Source organism: Pseudomonas sp. NFACC14, assembly GCF_900106885.1.
GTDB classification, from domain to species: Bacteria; Pseudomonadota; Gammaproteobacteria; order Pseudomonadales; family Pseudomonadaceae; genus Aquipseudomonas; species Aquipseudomonas fluorescens_AA.
In genome coordinates this window covers 48,860-65,033 of record NZ_FNOA01000022.1, presented here as the reverse complement: position 1 = coordinate 65,033, position 16,174 = coordinate 48,860, and the positions used below count along the sequence as shown (strand labels likewise).

Here is a 16,174-nt window from a genome sequence, read left to right as displayed (position 1 = left end):
ATCATGCAAATTGCATGAGCCTCCCGTTTTCAACATGCAACTTGCCGATTCTGCCTTGCCGCTAAGCTGATGAGTCAAGAAGGGTTTGCACAGCGAGGGAGCGGCCCTACTCGCCGCGCAAGTATCAAACGCCAGGGCAAGCGGTCGGCAGGTATTCCTTGGGTGCGTTGGATGCGCATGTCCAGGCGCCGTTGACATCACGGCTGAGGGTGATCGTCTTACCCGCTACGGAGGCAGGGGCGTTCAGAAGGGTACAAACGATGGTGCCCCCTGCCGCAGCCGTACCTGTTACCGAAATTGTGCAGTTACTGGTTGTGGTCGGGGCGTTCATGAGGGCCAACGTTGGAGTAACTCCCTGATTCATCTGATCCTCGTACGCGACCTTCAGCGCCGAGATTTCCCCCAGCCCGGCGGTAGCCTTCGCCCGCGCCTGATACCTGGAGTACTGCGGCAACGCGAACGTCGCCAGAATGCCGATGATCGCCACGACGATCAGCAGCTCGATCAGGGTAAAACCTTTTTGCTTGCTCATAGACATCTCCATAGCATGAGTCGAAATCTCATGACCTGAAACAACCATTGCAGGGCACATGCCAACCCTAAAGCACCATCAATAAAGGGGTTGAACCCGCACAACAGCGACGTCCTACCTCAACAACCGCACTATCTGACATTTTTTGTCACCCTGCCCCGCTGGTTTGGCGTCGATGCTTGACTAGGCTATAAGTCATGAACTGTCTGCCGCCGGAATCCCCATGAATGACATCGCCCTCAGCGGTCTGACCAAGCAATTGGTGCTGGCTGAACTGCTCACCGAGCAAAGTGCGCAACAGGCATATCAACAGGCCCAACGCAGTCGCACCCCGCTGGTCAGCTACCTGGTGCAGCACAAACTGGTCCAGAGTCGTCAGGTCGCGGAGATCGCCTCGGAGCATTTCGGCGTCGCCCTGCTGGACCTGAACAGCCTGGACAAGGAAACCCAGCCCACGGGCCTGGTCAGCGAAAAACTGGTGCGCCAACATCACGCCCTGCCGCTGTGGCGGCGCGGCAACAAGTTGTTCGTGGGCATCTCCGACCCCACCAATCACCAGGCCATCAATGACATTCAATTCAGTACCGGCCTGACCACCGAAGCCATCCTGGTGGAGGACGACAAGCTCAGCGACGCCATCGAAAAGTTTTTCGAGTCCAGTAGCACGGGCCTGGAAGGCATGGGCGATGTCGACCTGGACGGCCTGGACATCGAATCGATCGACGATTCCAAGCAGGACGCCATCGGCGGCCAGGACACCGACGACGCGCCCGTGGTGCGTTTCGTCAACAAGATGCTGCTGGACGCGATCAAGGGCGGCTCTTCCGACCTGCACTTCGAGCCTTACGAAAAAATCTACCGGGTGCGGGTGCGCACCGACGGCATGCTGCGGGAAGTGGCCCGGCCGCCGATCCAACTGGCGACCCGTATCGCCGCCCGCCTGAAGGTCATGGCCAGTCTCGATATTTCCGAACGGCGCAAACCCCAGGACGGCCGGTTGAAAATGCGCCTGTCGAAAACCAAGTCCATCGACTTCCGGGTCAACACCCTGCCGACGCTCTGGGGCGAAAAAGTGGTGATCCGGATCCTCGACCCCTCCAGCGCGCAGATGGGCATCGATGCCCTGGGCTACGAGCCGGATCAGAAAGACCTGTACATGGCCGCCCTCAAGCAACCGCAAGGGCTGATCCTGGTCACCGGCCCGACCGGCTCGGGCAAGACCGTGTCGCTGTACACCGGGCTGAATATCCTCAATACCGTGGACATCAATATTTCCACCGCCGAAGACCCGGTGGAGATCAACATGGAAGGCATCAACCAGGTCAACGTGAACCCGCGCCAGGGGTTGGACTTCGCCCAGGCCCTGCGCTCGTTCCTGCGCCAGGACCCGGACGTGATCATGGTCGGCGAGATCCGCGACCTGGAGACCGCCGAAATCGCCATCAAGGCCGCCCAGACCGGGCACCTGGTGCTCTCCACACTGCATACCAACAGCGCCGCCGAAACCCTGATCCGCTTGCAGAACATGGGCATCCCGGGCTTCAACATCGCCACCGCCGTGCACCTGATCATCGCCCAGCGATTGGCGCGCAAGCTCTGCCCCCACTGCAAGAAAGCCATCGAGATTCCCGAGGAAACCCTGCTCAAGGAAGGTTTCCCCCGGGAACGCATCGGCACATTCACGATCTATGAGCCGGTCGGTTGCCAACAGTGCAACCACGGTTACAAAGGGCGCGTGGGGGTTTACGAAGTGGTCAAGAACACGCCCGAGCTGCAACGGTTGATCATGGCCGAGGGCAACTCGCTGGAAATCGATCTGCAAATGCGCAAGGACGGCTTCAATGACCTGCGCACATCGGGGCTGCTCAAAGTGATGCAAGGCGTCACCAGCCTCGAGGAAATCAACCGGGTCACCAAGGATTGAGCATGGCGGTCAAGGCAGTAAAAACCGACGTCTATACGTGGGAAGGCAAAGACCGCAAAGGCGCGAAAATGACCGGCGAGCTGACGGGACAGAGCCCGGCCCTGGTCAAAGCACAACTGCGCAAACAAGGCATCAACCCGGAGAAGGTGCGCAAGAAATCCACCTCGATATTCAGCAAGGGCAAGCGCATCAAGCCGCTGGATATCGCCCTCTTCACCCGCCAGATGGCAACGATGCTCAAGGCTGGCGTGCCACTGTTGCAGGCGTTCGACATCATCGGCGAAGGCTTCGACAACGCCAACATGCGCAAGCTGGTGGACCAGGTGAAGCAGGAAGTCGCCGCTGGCAACAGCTTCGCCGCCTCGCTGCGCAAATGCCCGCAGTATTTCGACGATTTGTACTGCAACCTGGTGGATGCCGGTGAACAGGCCGGTGCCCTGGACACACTGCTGGACCGGGTCGCGACCTACAAGGAAAAGAGCGAAGCGCTCAAGACCAAGATCAAGAAAGCCATGACCTACCCGACGGCGGTGATACTCGTCGCGGCGGTGGTCACCGGCATCCTGCTGGTCAAGGTGGTACCGCAATTCGAATCGGTCTTCTCCGGGTTCGGAGCGCAGCTGCCGGCTTTCACGGTGATGGTCATCGGCCTGTCGGAATTCTTGCAGGAATGGTGGTGGGTGGTGCTTGGCGGATTTGTGGGGACGTTTTTTGGCGTGAAATACGCGCTCCGGCGTTCCGAGCGCTTTCGTGACTGGCGCGATAAATGGCTACTCAAGCTACCGCTGATAGGCGCCTTGATGTACAAGTCCGCCGTGGCCCGCTACGCCCGCACGCTCTCGACGACATTCGCCGCCGGCGTGCCGCTGGTCGAAGCCCTCGACTCGGTATCGGGCGCCACCGGCAACGTGGTGTTCAAACGCGCCGTGCAGCGCATCCGCCAGGACGTCTCCACCGGCATGCAGTTGAATTTTTCCATGCGCGCGTCAGGGATCTTTCCGAACCTGGCCATCCAGATGACCGCCATCGGCGAGGAATCCGGCGCGCTGGACGACATGCTCGACAAGGTGGCGAGTTTTTATGAGGCCGAAGTGGACAATCTGGTGGACAACCTCACCAGCCTGATGGAACCCTTCATCATGGTGATCCTGGGGGTCGTCGTGGGTGGCCTGGTGGTTGCCATGTACCTGCCCATCTTTCAACTCGGCTCTGCGATCTGACATGCCCCTGAGCGAATTTTTCGTGCTGTATCCCGTGGCTTTCGTGCTTGTTGCGGCTTTGCTCGGCCTGATCGTCGGCAGTTTCCTCAATGTGCTGGTGTGGCGCCTGCCGAAGATGCTCAACCGCGAATGGCGCCTGCAAGCCCACGACCTGCTGGGCCTGCCGGCCGAGACCCCGGGCCCGGTCTACAACCTCATGCTGCCCCATTCCCAATGCCCGCACTGCGGCCATCGCATCCGCGCCTGGGAGAACATTCCGCTGTTGAGCTACCTGATGCTGCGTGGCCGCTGTTCGAGCTGCGCCGCGCCCATCGGCAAGCGTTACCCCCTGACCGAAATGGCCTGCGGCGCGTTGTCGGCGTTCGTCGCCTGGCATTTCGGCTTTGGCTGGCACGCCGCGATGGTGATGGTGTTGACCTGGGGCCTGCTGGCCATGAGCCTGATCGATGCCGAGCATCAACTGCTGCCCGATACCCTGGTGTTGCCGTTGTTGTGGCTGGGCTTGATCGTCAACAGCTTCGGGCTGTTCGTTTCCCTGGACCAGGCGATGTGGGGCGCGGTGGCCGGCTACCTGACGCTGTGGTCGGTGTTCTGGGTGTTCAAGCTGATCACCGGCAAGGAAGGCATGGGCTACGGGGATTTCAAGCTGCTGGCGATGCTGGGCGCCTGGGGCGGCTGGCAGGTGCTGCCGCTGACGCTGCTGTTGTCGTCGCTGGTGGGCGCCGTTATCGGGGTCATTGTGCTGCGCTTGCGTGACGCTCCCCGGTCGACGCAAATCCCCTTCGGACCTTATCTGGCCATTGCCGGCTGGATTGCCTTGCTCTGGGGTGGTCAAATAACCGACTTCTATTGGCACTCTGTCGGTTTCTAATGAATACCCCTCTGGAAAAACCCTGGATTCTCGGCCTGACCGGTGGCATCGGCAGCGGCAAGAGCGCGGCGGCCCAGCATTTCATCGATCTGGGTGTGCACGTCATCGACGCCGATCATGCGGCACGCTGGGTGGTCGAACCCGGACGCCCGGCGCTGGCGAAAATCGCCGAGCACTTCGGCCCTGGCGTATTGCAGGCCGACGGTGCCCTGGACCGGGCGGCGCTGCGCAAGCTGATTTTCGAGCATGCCGATGAACGCCGCTGGCTCGAAGCGCTGCTGCATCCGCTGATCGCCGAGGAAATCGCCCATCACCTGGCTCAGGCACAATCGTCCTACGCGATCCTGGTGTCGCCGCTGCTGATCGAGTCAGGGCAGTACGCCATGACCCAGCGGATCCTGGTGATCGACGCGCCGGAACAACTGCAGATCGAACGTACGTTGCAACGCGACCAGACCAGCGAACAGCAGGTCCAGGCGATCCTCAAGGCCCAGTCCAGCCGCCAGGATCGCCTGAGCCATGCCGATGACGTGGTGGTCAATGATCGCGACCTCGCCTGGCTGCACAGCGAGGTCGAGCGCCTGCATCACTTTTACCTTACTTTGCGTGGAGGCCACTCATGAGCCAAACCCCAACCGTTGATTGCCCAACCTGTGGCGCCCCTGTGGAATGGAGCCCGCAGAGCACATTCCGGCCGTTCTGTTCCGATCGCTGCAAACTGATCGACCTCGGCGCCTGGGCGTCGGAAGAACACAAGATCCCGGTCAGCCCCGACGCCGAGGATGAGCTGTTCAGCGAAGATTTCGAGTCTCGGCATTAAGGCAGTGTCGCTCACTCAGGAAAGGTCTGAGTCATTGTGGCGAGGGGATTTATCCCCTCGCCACAGAGTCATCGTTTCCTTGGGTGTGCAGCATTCGCCATTAAGGCCGCATGAAACCGTAGTCCTGTTCGTCGTCGAGGTTTTCCGCCAGGAAACTCAACTCGTCGGCCAGGTCTTCAGCGCTGCGCACTGTCTTGCTCTGCTGCACGATCGCACTGAGCAAGGCACGCAGGCTCAAGCCCGGGTCGAAACCGATCTCCATTGCGGCATCGTGGCTACGCCTGATCTCTTGCCTGGCCCACTCATAAACACTCATGGTTGTACTCCTGGAAGTTTTCCAGAGCATGCAGGGCATGCGGTGGGTCAGCCTTGACGTGAATCAAGGCTTGTCATCGTCATTCCACGGTGCCGACAGGTAGCGCGTGCGGTTGAAGGTTTCCAGCCATTCGGGGCTGAACACCACCAACGCACTGATCACCATGCCGTTGATGAAGGCCTCTGGGAAAATGATCAACCAGAGGTAGCCGATGAAATCCTCCAGCCAGTAAGGCATGGCAAACAGGCCGTCGTACCAGAGCAAACCGAGCCCCAGCAGCAGGCAGGCAAGTGCCGAAAGCGCGGCGGCCAGGAACCCCGAACAAAAGATATACACAAACAGGTTACGCGGCTGGGCGCGCTCCACCAGGACTGCGCAACATTCGGTGATCAGCACCGGCAGCAGGATCAGCAGCGCCCCGTTGACCCCGACCGCCGCCATGTCCTGACGCCCCAGCAGCACCAGCGCCATCTGCGCGCACAGGCCACCCAGAATCGCCAATGGCCAGTCCAGCAGCAGCGTCACGGCGGTCATGCCGATGAAATGATACGAGACCCCCGTATCGAAATCCCGTCGCACCAGCCACAGCATGAACAACGCCAGCACCGTGCCGAACAACAGATGCTGGCGACGGCTGTCGGTGAACAGCTCGACCCATGGTGCCCGCGCCACGGCCCAGGCCAGCACCGGCACATAAACCAGCCAACCGACCGCCAGGGTTTGCGGTGATAGCAGTTCAGCACCGATCATGGACTACTCCTTTCGCTTGCCCCTGCCTCGAACAGGGTTACTTCAAGCCAGCAGTCTACACCTCCCCCATAACACCCATTAATCCACGCAACGCTTTCAGCTTGTCGCAATTGAACGCTAAGCTTGGGCTCATGGATGATTCCGATTATTTACGCCTGCTGACCATCGCGGCCGAGCAAGCCAACGCCTTTCTCTCCAATGCCCGCAAATGGGAGCGTGAGCGTTGGGTCTGCCAGCGTCTGTTGCAAGGGCTGAACGTGCCTTATCGCGCCGACGAATTCGCCCCGGCCGGCGAGCCACCGGACGTATTGTTTCGCGATGCCAATTTCGAGGTATTTTTCGTGCTCGACGAGGGCCGCCGCCTCAATGACGAATGGCGCGATGAATTGCAACGTCGCCGCAGCGCCTTTTCCCTGAGCCAACTGGTACGTCGCGAGGCCAAGCCCCGGCGAATCCCGGCCAATGAATTCCTGATGCGCCTGGCCCCTACCCTGCGCAAGAAAGCCCACAACTACACCGAGCGCGGCATGGACCTGGGCGACCTGGACATCATCGCCTTCGCCAGCCTCAAGCGCGAAGTGCTGGACCTCAACAGTCACTTTCCACCGCCGACCGAATACCTGCGCCAGGGCTGGCGCTCGCTGTCGCTGGTGGGGCCGACGTTTGCCCGGGTGCTGTTCGCCCATCCCGACGCGCCAGACTTTTTGCGAGGCAACCTGGGGCGCAGCATCGTGTTCGACGTCGGTATCAGCCTGTGAGCCCATTGCAGGAACTGATTGCCGCCGTGCCGCAGCAGGGCCGCGTACGCTGGATTGGCGTGCGCCCCCAGGGTCACGCGCCGATGATCGAACTGGACGCCGTGGAAGCCCGCCTGGAAGCCGGACTGACCGGCGATCATGCCCGCCCCGGAGTACGCAATGCGCGACAAGTGACGTTGATCCAATGGGAGCACCTGGCCGTGATCGGCTCGCTGATGGGCCGCCCCGAGGACCGGCCGGTGCTGCCACATGAGCTGCGACGCAATATTGTGGTCAGTGGCATCAATCTGTTCAGCCTCAAGGGCCGGCGCTTTCGCATCGGCCAAGCCATCTTTGAAACCACCGGCTGGTGCCAGCCCTGTGCCCGATTGGAGCGAAACCTCGGCGAAGGGACGTTCCAGGCCGTACGCGGCCATGGCGGAATCACCGCCCGGGTGTTAAAAAGTGGAATCATTCGCCTGGACGACAGCCTGAGCGTCGAACCTGTGCCGGCGAGCGGCTACGCAGCTTTCAATGCCGGCTAGCCGGACGCTGTAACGTCTTCACCTTTCGCAACGTCTACCTGACGAGGCCTTTATGACCAGCCGCCTGAACCCAGATGACCAGAAGCATGTCGAAGAGTACCTGCAACTGTCCCAGCACCGAGTCGAGCGCCGGCCTTTCCGGCCGTGGATGCTCCTGGTGGTGGTACTGGCCGTGACCATCGGCCTGGGCCTGTTGAGCCGACTGATCAGTTACCTGACGCTATGAGCCGCCTGGCGCTCGCTCGGGTAACGGCACCGAATTCCTTTAGCCTTGCGAGATATCCCCATGACTCATCGTATTGTCATCGTTGGCGGCGGCGCCGGCGGCCTGGAGTTGGCTACCCGTCTGGGTAAGACTCTGGGCAAGCGTGGCACGGCCAGCGTGATGCTGGTCGACGCGAACCTGACCCACATCTGGAAACCCCTGCTGCATGAAGTGGCTGCCGGTTCCCTGAACTCCTCCGAAGACGAACTCAACTACGTCGCCCAGGCAAAATGGAACCATTTCGAGTTCCAGCTTGGGCGCATGAGCGGCCTGGACCGGGAGCGCAAGAGAATCCAGCTGGCCGCCACCTATGACGAGGCGGGCGTCGAGCTGTTGCCGGCTCGGGAATTGGGTTACGACAGCCTGGTGATTGCCGTCGGCAGCACCACCAATGACTTCGGTACCGAAGGCGCGGCGCAGCACTGCCTGTTCCTCGACACGCGCAAGCAGGCCGAGCGCTTCCATCAGCAATTGCTCCACCACTATCTGCGTGCCCACGCCGGACAGACCGATGTTGTCGAGCGCATCAGCGTCGCCATCGTCGGCGCCGGTGCGACCGGTGTCGAACTGGCGGCCGAGCTGCATAATGCCGCTCACGAACTGCACGCCTATGGCCTGGACCGGATCAAACCGGAGAACATGCACATCACCCTGATCGAGGCCGGTCCACGGGTCTTGCCAGCGCTGCCGGAGCGTATCGGCGGACCGGTGCACAAGACCCTGGAGAAACTCGGGGTCAACGTCATGACCAATGCTTCCGTAAGCCAGGTGACCGCCGAAAGCCTGATTACCGCGGACGGCCAAGTGATCGACGCGAGCCTGAAAGTCTGGGCCGCCGGGATTCGCGCCCCGGACTTCCTCAAGGACATCGACGGACTGGAGACCAACCGGATCAACCAGCTGCACGTGCTGCCGACGCTACAGACCACCCGCGACGAGAACATCTTCGCCTTCGGCGATTGCGCCGCCTGCCCGCAACCCGGCAGCGATCGCAATGTTCCGCCCCGCGCCCAGGCCGCGCACCAGCAGGCCTCGCTGCTGGCCAAATCCCTGAAGCTGCGGATCGAAGGCAAGGCCCTGCCCGACTACAAATATACCGACTACGGCTCGCTGATTTCGCTGTCGCGGTTCTCGGCGGTGGGCAACCTGATGGGCAACCTGACCGGCAGCGTAATGCTCGAAGGCTGGCTGGCGCGGATGTTCTACGTCTCGCTGTACCGCATGCACCAGATGGCGCTGTACGGGATGTTCCGCACGGCCATGCTGATGCTGGGCAGCAAGATCGGGCGCGGGACCGAGCCCAGGCTCAAGTTGCACTGAGGATGAACCGCTGACGACTGCGGTGTATCAACAACATTGACACTGAATGATCTACCGCAATCGCGAGCAAGCTCGCTCCCACAGTTGATCGCGGTCATCCTGTGGGAGCGAGCTTGCTCGCGATGACGGCGGCGCAATCAATACTTAACCTCGGGCAGAATCTCTGTCCGAGCGATCCATCAATCAAACCTGAAACCGCTGCACCATCGTGCGCAGCGAATTGGCCAGTTGCGACAACTCATGGCTGGAGGCACTGGTCTGGCCCGCGCCGGAAGCCGAGCGCACCGACAAATCACGAATGTTCACCAGGTTGCGATCCACCTCGCGGGCCACTTGCGCCTGTTCTTCGGCGGCGCTGGCGATGACCAGGTTGCGTTCGTGGATTTCATTGACCGAGGCCGTGATGGTCTGCAGCGCGTCCCCTGCCCGCTCCGCCATGGCCAGGGTGCTGGCGGCGCGAGTCGAACTGGCCTGCATGGAATCGAGTGCCTGGGTGGCACCGCTGCGCATGCCCTGGACCATTTGCTCGATTTCCTGGGTCGATTGCTGCGTGCGATAAGCCAGCGCCCGGACTTCGTCCGCCACCACCGCAAACCCACGCCCGCTCTCACCCGCCCGGGCCGCTTCAATGGCGGCGTTGAGGGCCAGCAGGTTGGTCTGCTCGGCGATGGCGCGGATCACATCCAGCACCTTGCCGATATCCTGCGATTGGTTGGCCAACGATTGCACCAGCCCACCCGTCACCTGCACATCGCTGGCAAGAGCGCCGATGGCATCGACCGTGTCGCTGACCCGCTGCTGCCCCAGGGACGCCGATTCACTGGACTGACGCGTGGCATCGGAGGTGGAAACCGCATTGCGCGCGACCTCTTCCACGGCCGTGGTCATTTCAGTGACCGCGGTGGCCGCTTGTTCAATTTCGTTATTCTGTTGTTGCAGGCTGTGGGTGCTGTCGAGCGTGACAGTGTTCAGCTCATCAGCGGCGGTGGCCAGCTGTGCAGCCGAGCCGCTGATGCCCTGCAGGGTTTCCCGCAGGTTCTGCTGCATGGTCGCCAGCGCCTTGAGCAAACGGCTCACTTCGTCGTTGCCATGGGTCTCGATCGGTCGGGTCAGGTCGCCTCGGGCCACGTTCTCAGCGGCATTCAGCGCCTCGCCCAAGGGCTTGACGATGCTGCGGGTGAGCAGCATGGCCAGCACGACCGTGGCCAGGGCCGCGAGCACCACGAACAGGCTGACGATCATCCGGGAATTGACGTAGTGCTCCTGGGACTTCTGGCTTTCGATGGACACCTGCTTGGAGAACAACTCCGCCAAGTCATTGAGCTGTTTACCGGAACCATCCACCACGGTCTTCATGTCCACCAGCAGCAGCTTGATCAGCTCGTCCCGCCGGCCCTGCTCGGCCAGGGTGAAGGATTGGGCGATGCCCGTGCGGTAAGCGGCAAAGGTCTGCTTGAACTGGTCGTAAAGGGCCTTGCCTTCAGGCGTGACGACGAGTTTTTCATAGGCAGCGATTTTTTCCCCCAGTTCTTTGTCGCGGGTGTCCATTTGTCCGCGGTACACCGGGATATTCTTCGGGTCCTGGTCCAGGGCCATGCGCAGGGAAATCGTGCGGATACGCAGCATCCACTCGCGAATCTCGTCCCCTCCACGGATGCTGGGCAGCCATTGGGTTTCCACGGCGACTTCACTGTCACGGATGCTGGACATCTGCCCCAGCGCGAATACCCCGAGCAACGCCACCAGCACGGCAATCAAGGCAAAACCCAACGCGGCACGCGGGGCGATATTCAACTGACGAAGAACCATAAGGGGTGCCTTTTTTTATTGTTGGCCTGAGGTGGGGCCACGCCCCTGTCGCTAGGTTATCGGCAGGTCGTACGACGACTTAAGTCAGTCCACTTTATTGCAGGCAAAAAAAATCCCCGTATCTTTCGATACGAGGATTTTCAATATGGTCGGGGTAAGGGGATTCGAACTCCTGACATCCTGCTCCCAAAGCAGGCGCGCTACCGGACTGCGCTATACCCCGATTGAAATGGCTCCGTGACCAGGACTCGAACCTGGGACCCAATGATTAACAGTCATTTGCTCTACCGACTGAGCTATCACGGAACTGATATTTCAAGCTACAACATTGAAGCTAGCTTCAACCTCTTCTACCCTTGCGCATCGCTGCGTTCGTGTGTCTGAGGCGCGCTATTCTACAATCTTCAAAACCTCTGTCAACCCCTTAAATTGCTTTCAAGACAATGATTTGCAACTTATTTTGGATTACTTCCCAGTGAGAAGTCGTCCTTGGGGTGACGTACTGCGGGGCGCACTTTACAAGCCTTTTCCTTTGAGTTCAACGGCCTGATGAAAAAAATGGCCTTGCAAGGCAAGGCCATTTCCATCGTCGGCAGAGCCAGCCTTCAGTTGAAGACGATTTCGTCGTTCTCCACCGTACCGGTCACGGTTTCGCCCGGCATGAAGCGACCGGACAGAATCAACTGCGCCAGCGGGTTTTCGATCCAGCGCTGGATCGCTCGTTTGAGCGGCCGCGCGCCATAGACCGGGTCGTAACCCACCGCGATCAGCTTGTCCAAGGCCTCGTCGCTCAATTGAAGCTTGAGCTCGCGCTCGGTGAGACGGCTGCGCAGACGACCCAATTGGATCTCGGTAATGCCGGCAATCTGATCCCGGGCCAACGGCTCGAAGATCACCACCTCGTCGACCCGGTTGATGAATTCCGGGCGGAAGTGGGTAGAGATCGCGTCCATCACCGCCGCGCGCTGCGCCTCACGGTCGCCCACCAACTCCTGGATCTGTGTCGAACCCAGGTTGGAGGTCATCACGATCACCGTGTTGCGGAAGTCCACCGTACGTCCGTGGCTGTCGGTCAGGCGACCATCCTCCAGCACTTGCAGCAGGATATTGAACACATCCGGGTGCGCTTTCTCGACCTCATCGAGCAGGATCACCGAGTACGGCTTGCGACGCACAGCCTCGGTCAGGTAACCGCCCTCTTCATAGCCGACATAACCCGGTGGAGCACCGATCAGCCGTGCCACGGAATGCTTCTCCATGAACTCGGACATGTCGATGCGCACCATGGCCTCTTCGGTGTCGAAGAGGAACTCGGCCAGCGCCTTGCACAGCTCGGTTTTACCAACGCCGGTCGGGCCGAGGAACATGAACGAGCCACTTGGACGATTAGGGTCCGACAACCCGGCGCGGGACCGGCGCACAGCGTTGGAGACCGCCACTACCGCTTCTTCCTGGCCTATCACGCGCTGGTGCAGCAGGCTTTCCATCTTCAGCAGCTTGTCGCGCTCGCCCTCGAGCATTTTCGAGACCGGAATGCCGGTCCACTTGGACACCACTTCGGCGATTTCTTCCTCGGTGACCTTGCTGCGCAGCAACTGGTTTTCGCTCTTGCCGTGCTGGTCGACCATCTGCAGGCTGCGCTCCAGGTCCGGGATCACCCCGTACTGCAGCTCGGCCATGCGGTTGAGGTCGCCTTTGCGGCGAGCCGCTTCCAGTTCCTGGCGGGACTGTTCGATCTTTTGCTGGATCTGCGCCGAGCCCTGGACCTCGGCTTTCTCCGAGTTCCAGATCTCCTCGAGGTCGGAATACTCGCGTTCGTGACGAACGATTTCTTCCTGCAACCTTTCCAGACGTTTCTTCGCCGCTTCGTCGCTTTCTTTCTTCAAGGCCTGGGACTCGACCTTGAGCTGGATCAGGCGCCGCTCCAGGCGATCCAGCACTTCGGGCTTGGAGTCGATTTCCATACGGATGCGGCTGGCCGCCTCGTCGATCAGGTCGATGGCCTTGTCCGGCAATTGACGATCGGTGATGTAGCGGTGGCTGAGCTTGGCCGCAGCGATGATCGCGCCGTCGGTGATCGCCACCTTGTGGTGAACTTCATAGCGTTCTTTAAGGCCGCGCAGGATGGCGATGGTGTCTTCTTCGCTCGGTTCCTCCACCAGCACTTTCTGGAAGCGCCGCTCCAGCGCCGCATCCTTCTCTATGTATTGGCGGTACTCGTTGAGCGTGGTCGCGCCGACGCAGTGCAACTCGCCCCGGGCCAACGCAGGCTTGAGCATGTTGCCGGCGTCCATCGAACCCTCGCCCTTGCCCGCACCGACCATGGTGTGCAGTTCGTCGATGAACAGGATGATCTGCCCTTCCTGCTTGGACAGTTCATTGAGCAACGCCTTGAGCCGTTCTTCGAACTCGCCACGGTACTTGGCACCGGCGATCAAGGCCCCCATGTCCAGGGACAACAGGCGCTTGCCCTTGAGGCCGTCCGGCACTTCGCCGTTGATGATGCGCTGGGCCAGGCCCTCGGCAATGGCGGTTTTACCCACGCCTGGCTCACCGATCAGCACCGGGTTGTTCTTGGTGCGGCGTTGCAGCACCTGGATCGTGCGGCGGATTTCATCGTCACGACCGATCACCGGGTCGAGCTTGCCTTCCTCGGCGCGCTTGGTCAGGTCGACGGTGTATTTGTCCAGCGCCTGGCGCGACTCCTCGTGGTTGGCGTCGTTGACCGCCTCGCCGCCACGCAGGTTGTTGATGGCATTTTCCAAGGCTTTCTTGCTCACCCCTTGGCCGAGCAGCAGCTTGCCGAGCTTGCTGTTCTCGTCCATGGCGGCGAGCAGCACCAATTCGCTGGAAATGAACTGGTCGCCCTTCTGCTGGGCCAGGCGGTCGGCCTGGTTGAGCAGCCGCGCCAGATCCTGGGACATGTTCACGTCACCGGTCGGATTCTGGATCTTGGGTAACTGGTCGAGCTCCTTGGCCAGTTCTTTGCGCAGGCTGTTGACGTCAAAGCCGACCTGCATCAACAGGGGCTTGATGGAGCCGCCCTGCTGTTCGAGCATGGCCTGCATCAAATGCGCCGGTTCGATACCGGGATGGTCCAGGCCGACGGCCAGGGACTGGGCATCGGACAGGGCCAATTGTAATTTGCTGGTTAAACGATCAATACGCATGGGTCACCTTCCTTTTGAGCAGGCCGGACCTAAACACATCCTGAATGAAGAAACCTGCCAGATACCCTTATAGATGTGGTCGATTCTGGAAGTTTCAAGCAGCGCAGCCTTGATGCAGATCAGGGAAGTCTAGCGTTCGATCCAGATCAGCGAGGCAAAGCGGCCGGTGCGCGGGTTGCGCCGGTAGGAGAAGAAACGTGGGTCGTTCACGGTGCAGAGGCCACCGCCGTACACCGCGGTGACACCACGCGCCGCCAGCCGCAAGCGGGCCAACTGATAGATGTCGGCGAGGAACTTGCCGGCATTGGGGCTCGCGGCAAAGGCTTCTACCGCTTCAGGCCGTTGCGCGATGAAGGCTTCACGCACTTCCGGCCCGACTTCGAACGCTTGCGGCCCGATGGCCGGGCCGAGCCAGGCCAGGACTTCATTCGCGGGCACGGCAAGGCTGTCGAGGGTGGCTTCCAGCACACCGTTCGCCAGCCCACGCCAACCGGCATGGGCCGCCGCGACACGGGTGCCGGCACGGTTGCAGAACAGCACCGGCAGGCAATCGGCGGTCATCGCCGTGCAAGCGATACCCGGCGTGGCGGTCCAACTGGCATCGGCGGTCGCCACCCGGGTCGGGTCAGCCTCGACCACGGCAATGCCGTGGACCTGCTGCAGCCAGGCCGGGGTGATGACGAATCGGTCGATGAGACGACGGCGGTTTTCGGCGACGGCCGTGGGGTCGTCGCCCACATGGTCGCCCAGGTTGAGGCTGTCGAACGGCGCCAGGCTGACGCCGCCCTCGCGGGTGGTGACGCAGGCCTTGACCCGGGCCGGCGCGGGCCAGTCGGGCGTCAGCCAGGCACTCATCCGACGAACGCCTCGCGGTCCTGCTTGAGCAACGTCAGCAGCCAGACGAAATCATCCGGCAACGGTGATTCCCAGCTCATGCGTTTGCCGGTCGTCGGATGATCGAGCTCCAGGAAACGCGCGTGCAACGCCTGGCGCGGGAAGTTCTTCAGCGATTCGACCATGGTCTGGCTGGCGGCTGGCGGAATGCGGAAACGACCGCCATAGGCCGGGTCGCCCACCAACGGGAAATTGATGTGGGCCATGTGCACACGGATCTGGTGGGTACGACCGGTTTCCAGCTTGACCCGCACGTGGGTGTGGGAACGGAAACGCTCCAGCACACGATAGTGGCTGACCGCCTGCTTGCCACCTTCCATCACCGCCATGCGCTGGCGCTGCTGGCCGTGACGACCGATCGGGGCGTTGATCTTGCCACCGGCGGTGACGACCCCGATCACGATGCATTCATAGATGCGGCTGACACTGCGGCTTTGCAGCTGTGTGACCAGCTGTGTCTGTGCCTGGATGGTCTTGGCCACCACCATCAGGCCGGTGGTGTCCTTGTCCAGGCGATGCACGATACCGGCACGGGGCACATTGACGATGTCCGGTACGTGGTGCAGCAAGGCGTTGAGCAGCGTGCCGTCGGCATGACCGGCCGCCGGGTGCACCACCAGGCCCGCAGGCTTGTTGATCACCAGGATGTCATCGTCTTCGTAGACGATGTCCAGGGCAATGTCCTGGGCGACCCATTCTCCCTGGGCCTCCTGCTCGGCAGTCAGTTCGAGGATGGCGCCGCCATGGACGATGTCGCGCGGACGAATCACCGCCCCATCCACAGTCAGGCGGCCGTCCTTGATCCAGGCGGAAAGGCGCGAGCGAGAGTGCTCGGCAAAGAGTTGTGCGGCGACTTGATCGAGGCGTTGGCCGCCCAATTCGGACGGCACCTCTGCGCGAAGTTCTATTTTATCGGACATGCTCGGACTGGGCGTCGGCACAGCCTTTGGTTTCGGCTGCGCGCTTGTGGTTAAATACGGCGTCTTTTGCCCCGAGGCTTT

At 61.2% G+C, this 16,174-nt stretch carries 16 protein-coding genes, 2 tRNA genes and 1 pseudogene; 9 read left to right on the top strand and 10 right to left on the bottom strand.

The annotated features are described in order from the left end of the window. Nucleotides 1-124 precede the first annotated feature (124 nt). On the bottom strand, nt 125-532 hold the full coding sequence (locus BLU85_RS24675) for a pilin (protein ID WP_092204255.1): 408 nt from the start codon (nt 530-532) through the stop codon (nt 125-127). Nucleotides 533-755: 223 nt separating this feature from the next. On the opposite strand from BLU85_RS24675, the gene pilB reads away from it, so the two are divergent. From pilB to yacG, 5 genes are read left to right on the top strand one after another with little or no spacing between them, the layout of a single operon-like run. Beyond that, nucleotides 756-2,456, top strand: coding sequence for a type IV-A pilus assembly ATPase PilB (gene pilB / locus BLU85_RS24670; protein ID WP_092204254.1), 1,701 nt, complete (start codon nt 756-758; stop codon nt 2,454-2,456). Nucleotides 2,457-2,458: 2 nt separating this feature from the next. Beyond that, on the top strand, nt 2,459-3,676 hold the full coding sequence (locus tag BLU85_RS24665; protein ID WP_092204253.1) for a type II secretion system F family protein: 1,218 nt from the start codon (nt 2,459-2,461) through the stop codon (nt 3,674-3,676). A 1-nt stretch (nt 3,677) separates the two neighbouring features. After that, nucleotides 3,678-4,547 (top strand): prepilin peptidase, encoded by an 870-nt coding sequence (locus BLU85_RS24660; RefSeq protein WP_092204252.1) that lies wholly within the window; start codon nt 3,678-3,680, stop codon nt 4,545-4,547. Next, on the top strand, nt 4,547-5,170 hold the full coding sequence (coaE, locus tag BLU85_RS24655) for a dephospho-CoA kinase (RefSeq protein ID WP_072411773.1): 624 nt from the start codon (nt 4,547-4,549) through the stop codon (nt 5,168-5,170). The genes BLU85_RS24660 and coaE overlap by 1 nt, the downstream gene beginning before the upstream one ends. Further along, entirely contained in the window at nt 5,167-5,367 is a 201-nt protein-coding gene (yacG, locus tag BLU85_RS24650; protein ID WP_092204251.1) for a DNA gyrase inhibitor YacG, read from the top strand. Before coaE ends, yacG begins: the two co-directional genes overlap by 4 nt. A gap of 100 nt (nt 5,368-5,467) precedes the next feature. Here yacG and BLU85_RS24645 read toward each other — a convergent pair whose 3' ends face one another. Both BLU85_RS24645 and BLU85_RS24640 read right to left on the bottom strand, forming a co-directional pair. Further along, on the bottom strand, nt 5,468-5,683 hold the full coding sequence (locus BLU85_RS24645) for a hypothetical protein (RefSeq protein ID WP_053125334.1): 216 nt from the start codon (nt 5,681-5,683) through the stop codon (nt 5,468-5,470). 63 nt (nt 5,684-5,746) lie between these two features. Then, entirely contained in the window at nt 5,747-6,433 is a 687-nt protein-coding gene (locus tag BLU85_RS24640; protein ID WP_092204250.1) for an energy-coupling factor ABC transporter permease, read from the bottom strand. Nucleotides 6,434-6,564: 131 nt separating this feature from the next. Here BLU85_RS24640 and BLU85_RS24635 point away from each other — a divergent pair, with 131 nt between their 5' ends. The 4 genes from BLU85_RS24635 to BLU85_RS24620 are packed head-to-tail and all read left to right on the top strand — an operon-like array spanning nt 6,565 to nt 9,300. Then, entirely contained in the window at nt 6,565-7,191 is a 627-nt protein-coding gene (locus BLU85_RS24635) for a DUF1780 domain-containing protein (protein WP_025215531.1), read from the top strand. Further along, the gene (locus BLU85_RS24630; protein ID WP_092204249.1) at nt 7,188-7,715 is read left to right on the top strand and encodes an MOSC domain-containing protein; all 528 of its coding nucleotides are present in this window, start codon (nt 7,188-7,190) and stop codon (nt 7,713-7,715) included. Before BLU85_RS24635 ends, BLU85_RS24630 begins: the two co-directional genes overlap by 4 nt. Before the next feature lie 52 nt (nt 7,716-7,767). Next, on the top strand, nt 7,768-7,941 hold the full coding sequence (locus BLU85_RS24625) for a DUF3094 domain-containing protein (RefSeq protein ID WP_003185543.1): 174 nt from the start codon (nt 7,768-7,770) through the stop codon (nt 7,939-7,941). Between the two features lie 60 nt (nt 7,942-8,001). After that, nucleotides 8,002-9,300, top strand: a complete 1,299-nt coding sequence (locus tag BLU85_RS24620) for an NAD(P)/FAD-dependent oxidoreductase (RefSeq protein ID WP_092204248.1) — start codon at nt 8,002-8,004, stop codon at nt 9,298-9,300. Nucleotides 9,301-9,483: 183 nt separating this feature from the next. Here the strand turns inward: BLU85_RS24620 and BLU85_RS31870 are convergent, their stop codons facing one another. The 7 genes and pseudogenes from BLU85_RS31870 to rluD form a co-directional block, all read right to left on the bottom strand. Continuing rightward, nucleotides 9,484-10,347, bottom strand: coding sequence for a methyl-accepting chemotaxis protein (locus BLU85_RS31870; RefSeq protein ID WP_371128550.1), 864 nt, complete (start codon nt 10,345-10,347; stop codon nt 9,484-9,486). Further along, nucleotides 10,339-11,109: pseudogene (locus BLU85_RS31865) on the bottom strand (MCP four helix bundle domain-containing protein); the annotation flags it as partial. The pseudogene BLU85_RS31865 and the gene BLU85_RS31870, both read right to left, overlap by 9 nt. 146 nt (nt 11,110-11,255) lie before the next feature. Continuing rightward, nucleotides 11,256-11,332 (bottom strand) — tRNA-Pro (locus BLU85_RS24610). Nucleotides 11,333-11,339: 7 nt separating this feature from the next. Next, nucleotides 11,340-11,415: transfer RNA gene (locus tag BLU85_RS24605), tRNA-Asn, on the bottom strand. A gap of 299 nt (nt 11,416-11,714) precedes the next feature. After that, nucleotides 11,715-14,279, bottom strand: coding sequence for an ATP-dependent chaperone ClpB (clpB, locus tag BLU85_RS24600; RefSeq protein ID WP_053125348.1), 2,565 nt, complete (start codon nt 14,277-14,279; stop codon nt 11,715-11,717). A gap of 129 nt (nt 14,280-14,408) precedes the next feature. Then, nucleotides 14,409-15,134 (bottom strand): peptidoglycan editing factor PgeF, encoded by a 726-nt coding sequence (gene pgeF / locus BLU85_RS24595; RefSeq protein ID WP_092204246.1) that lies wholly within the window; start codon nt 15,132-15,134, stop codon nt 14,409-14,411. Then, a complete protein-coding gene (gene rluD / locus BLU85_RS24590) occupies nt 15,131-16,093 on the bottom strand; it encodes a 23S rRNA pseudouridine(1911/1915/1917) synthase RluD (protein ID WP_060740571.1) in 963 nt (320 codons plus the stop codon). The genes pgeF and rluD overlap by 4 nt, the downstream gene beginning before the upstream one ends. Nucleotides 16,094-16,174: the final 81 nt, after the last annotated feature.

What these genes read in the sequence shown, in the direction of transcription:
- BLU85_RS31870 (WP_371128550.1), bottom strand. Translation starts at nt 10,347, where the DNA reads ATGCAGCAGAACCTGCGGGAAACCCTGCAGGGCATCAGCGGCTCGGCT.
- BLU85_RS24625 (WP_003185543.1), top strand. Translation starts at nt 7,768, where the DNA reads ATGACCAGCCGCCTGAACCCAGATGACCAGAAGCATGTCGAAGAGTAC.
- BLU85_RS24620 (WP_092204248.1), top strand. Translation starts at nt 8,002, where the DNA reads ATGACTCATCGTATTGTCATCGTTGGCGGCGGCGCCGGCGGCCTGGAG.
- BLU85_RS24665 (WP_092204253.1), top strand. Translation starts at nt 2,459, where the DNA reads ATGGCGGTCAAGGCAGTAAAAACCGACGTCTATACGTGGGAAGGCAAA.
- BLU85_RS24635 (WP_025215531.1), top strand. Translation starts at nt 6,565, where the DNA reads ATGGATGATTCCGATTATTTACGCCTGCTGACCATCGCGGCCGAGCAA.
- coaE (WP_072411773.1), top strand. Translation starts at nt 4,547, where the DNA reads ATGAATACCCCTCTGGAAAAACCCTGGATTCTCGGCCTGACCGGTGGC.
- BLU85_RS24660 (WP_092204252.1), top strand. Translation starts at nt 3,678, where the DNA reads ATGCCCCTGAGCGAATTTTTCGTGCTGTATCCCGTGGCTTTCGTGCTT.
- BLU85_RS24645 (WP_053125334.1), bottom strand. Translation starts at nt 5,683, where the DNA reads ATGAGTGTTTATGAGTGGGCCAGGCAAGAGATCAGGCGTAGCCACGAT.
- BLU85_RS24675 (WP_092204255.1), bottom strand. Translation starts at nt 532, where the DNA reads ATGAGCAAGCAAAAAGGTTTTACCCTGATCGAGCTGCTGATCGTCGTG.
- pgeF (WP_092204246.1), bottom strand. Translation starts at nt 15,134, where the DNA reads ATGAGTGCCTGGCTGACGCCCGACTGGCCCGCGCCGGCCCGGGTCAAG.
- clpB (WP_053125348.1), bottom strand. Translation starts at nt 14,279, where the DNA reads ATGCGTATTGATCGTTTAACCAGCAAATTACAATTGGCCCTGTCCGAT.
- rluD (WP_060740571.1), bottom strand. Translation starts at nt 16,093, where the DNA reads ATGTCCGATAAAATAGAACTTCGCGCAGAGGTGCCGTCCGAATTGGGC.
- pilB (WP_092204254.1), top strand. Translation starts at nt 756, where the DNA reads ATGAATGACATCGCCCTCAGCGGTCTGACCAAGCAATTGGTGCTGGCT.
- yacG (WP_092204251.1), top strand. Translation starts at nt 5,167, where the DNA reads ATGAGCCAAACCCCAACCGTTGATTGCCCAACCTGTGGCGCCCCTGTG.
- BLU85_RS24640 (WP_092204250.1), bottom strand. Translation starts at nt 6,433, where the DNA reads ATGATCGGTGCTGAACTGCTATCACCGCAAACCCTGGCGGTCGGTTGG.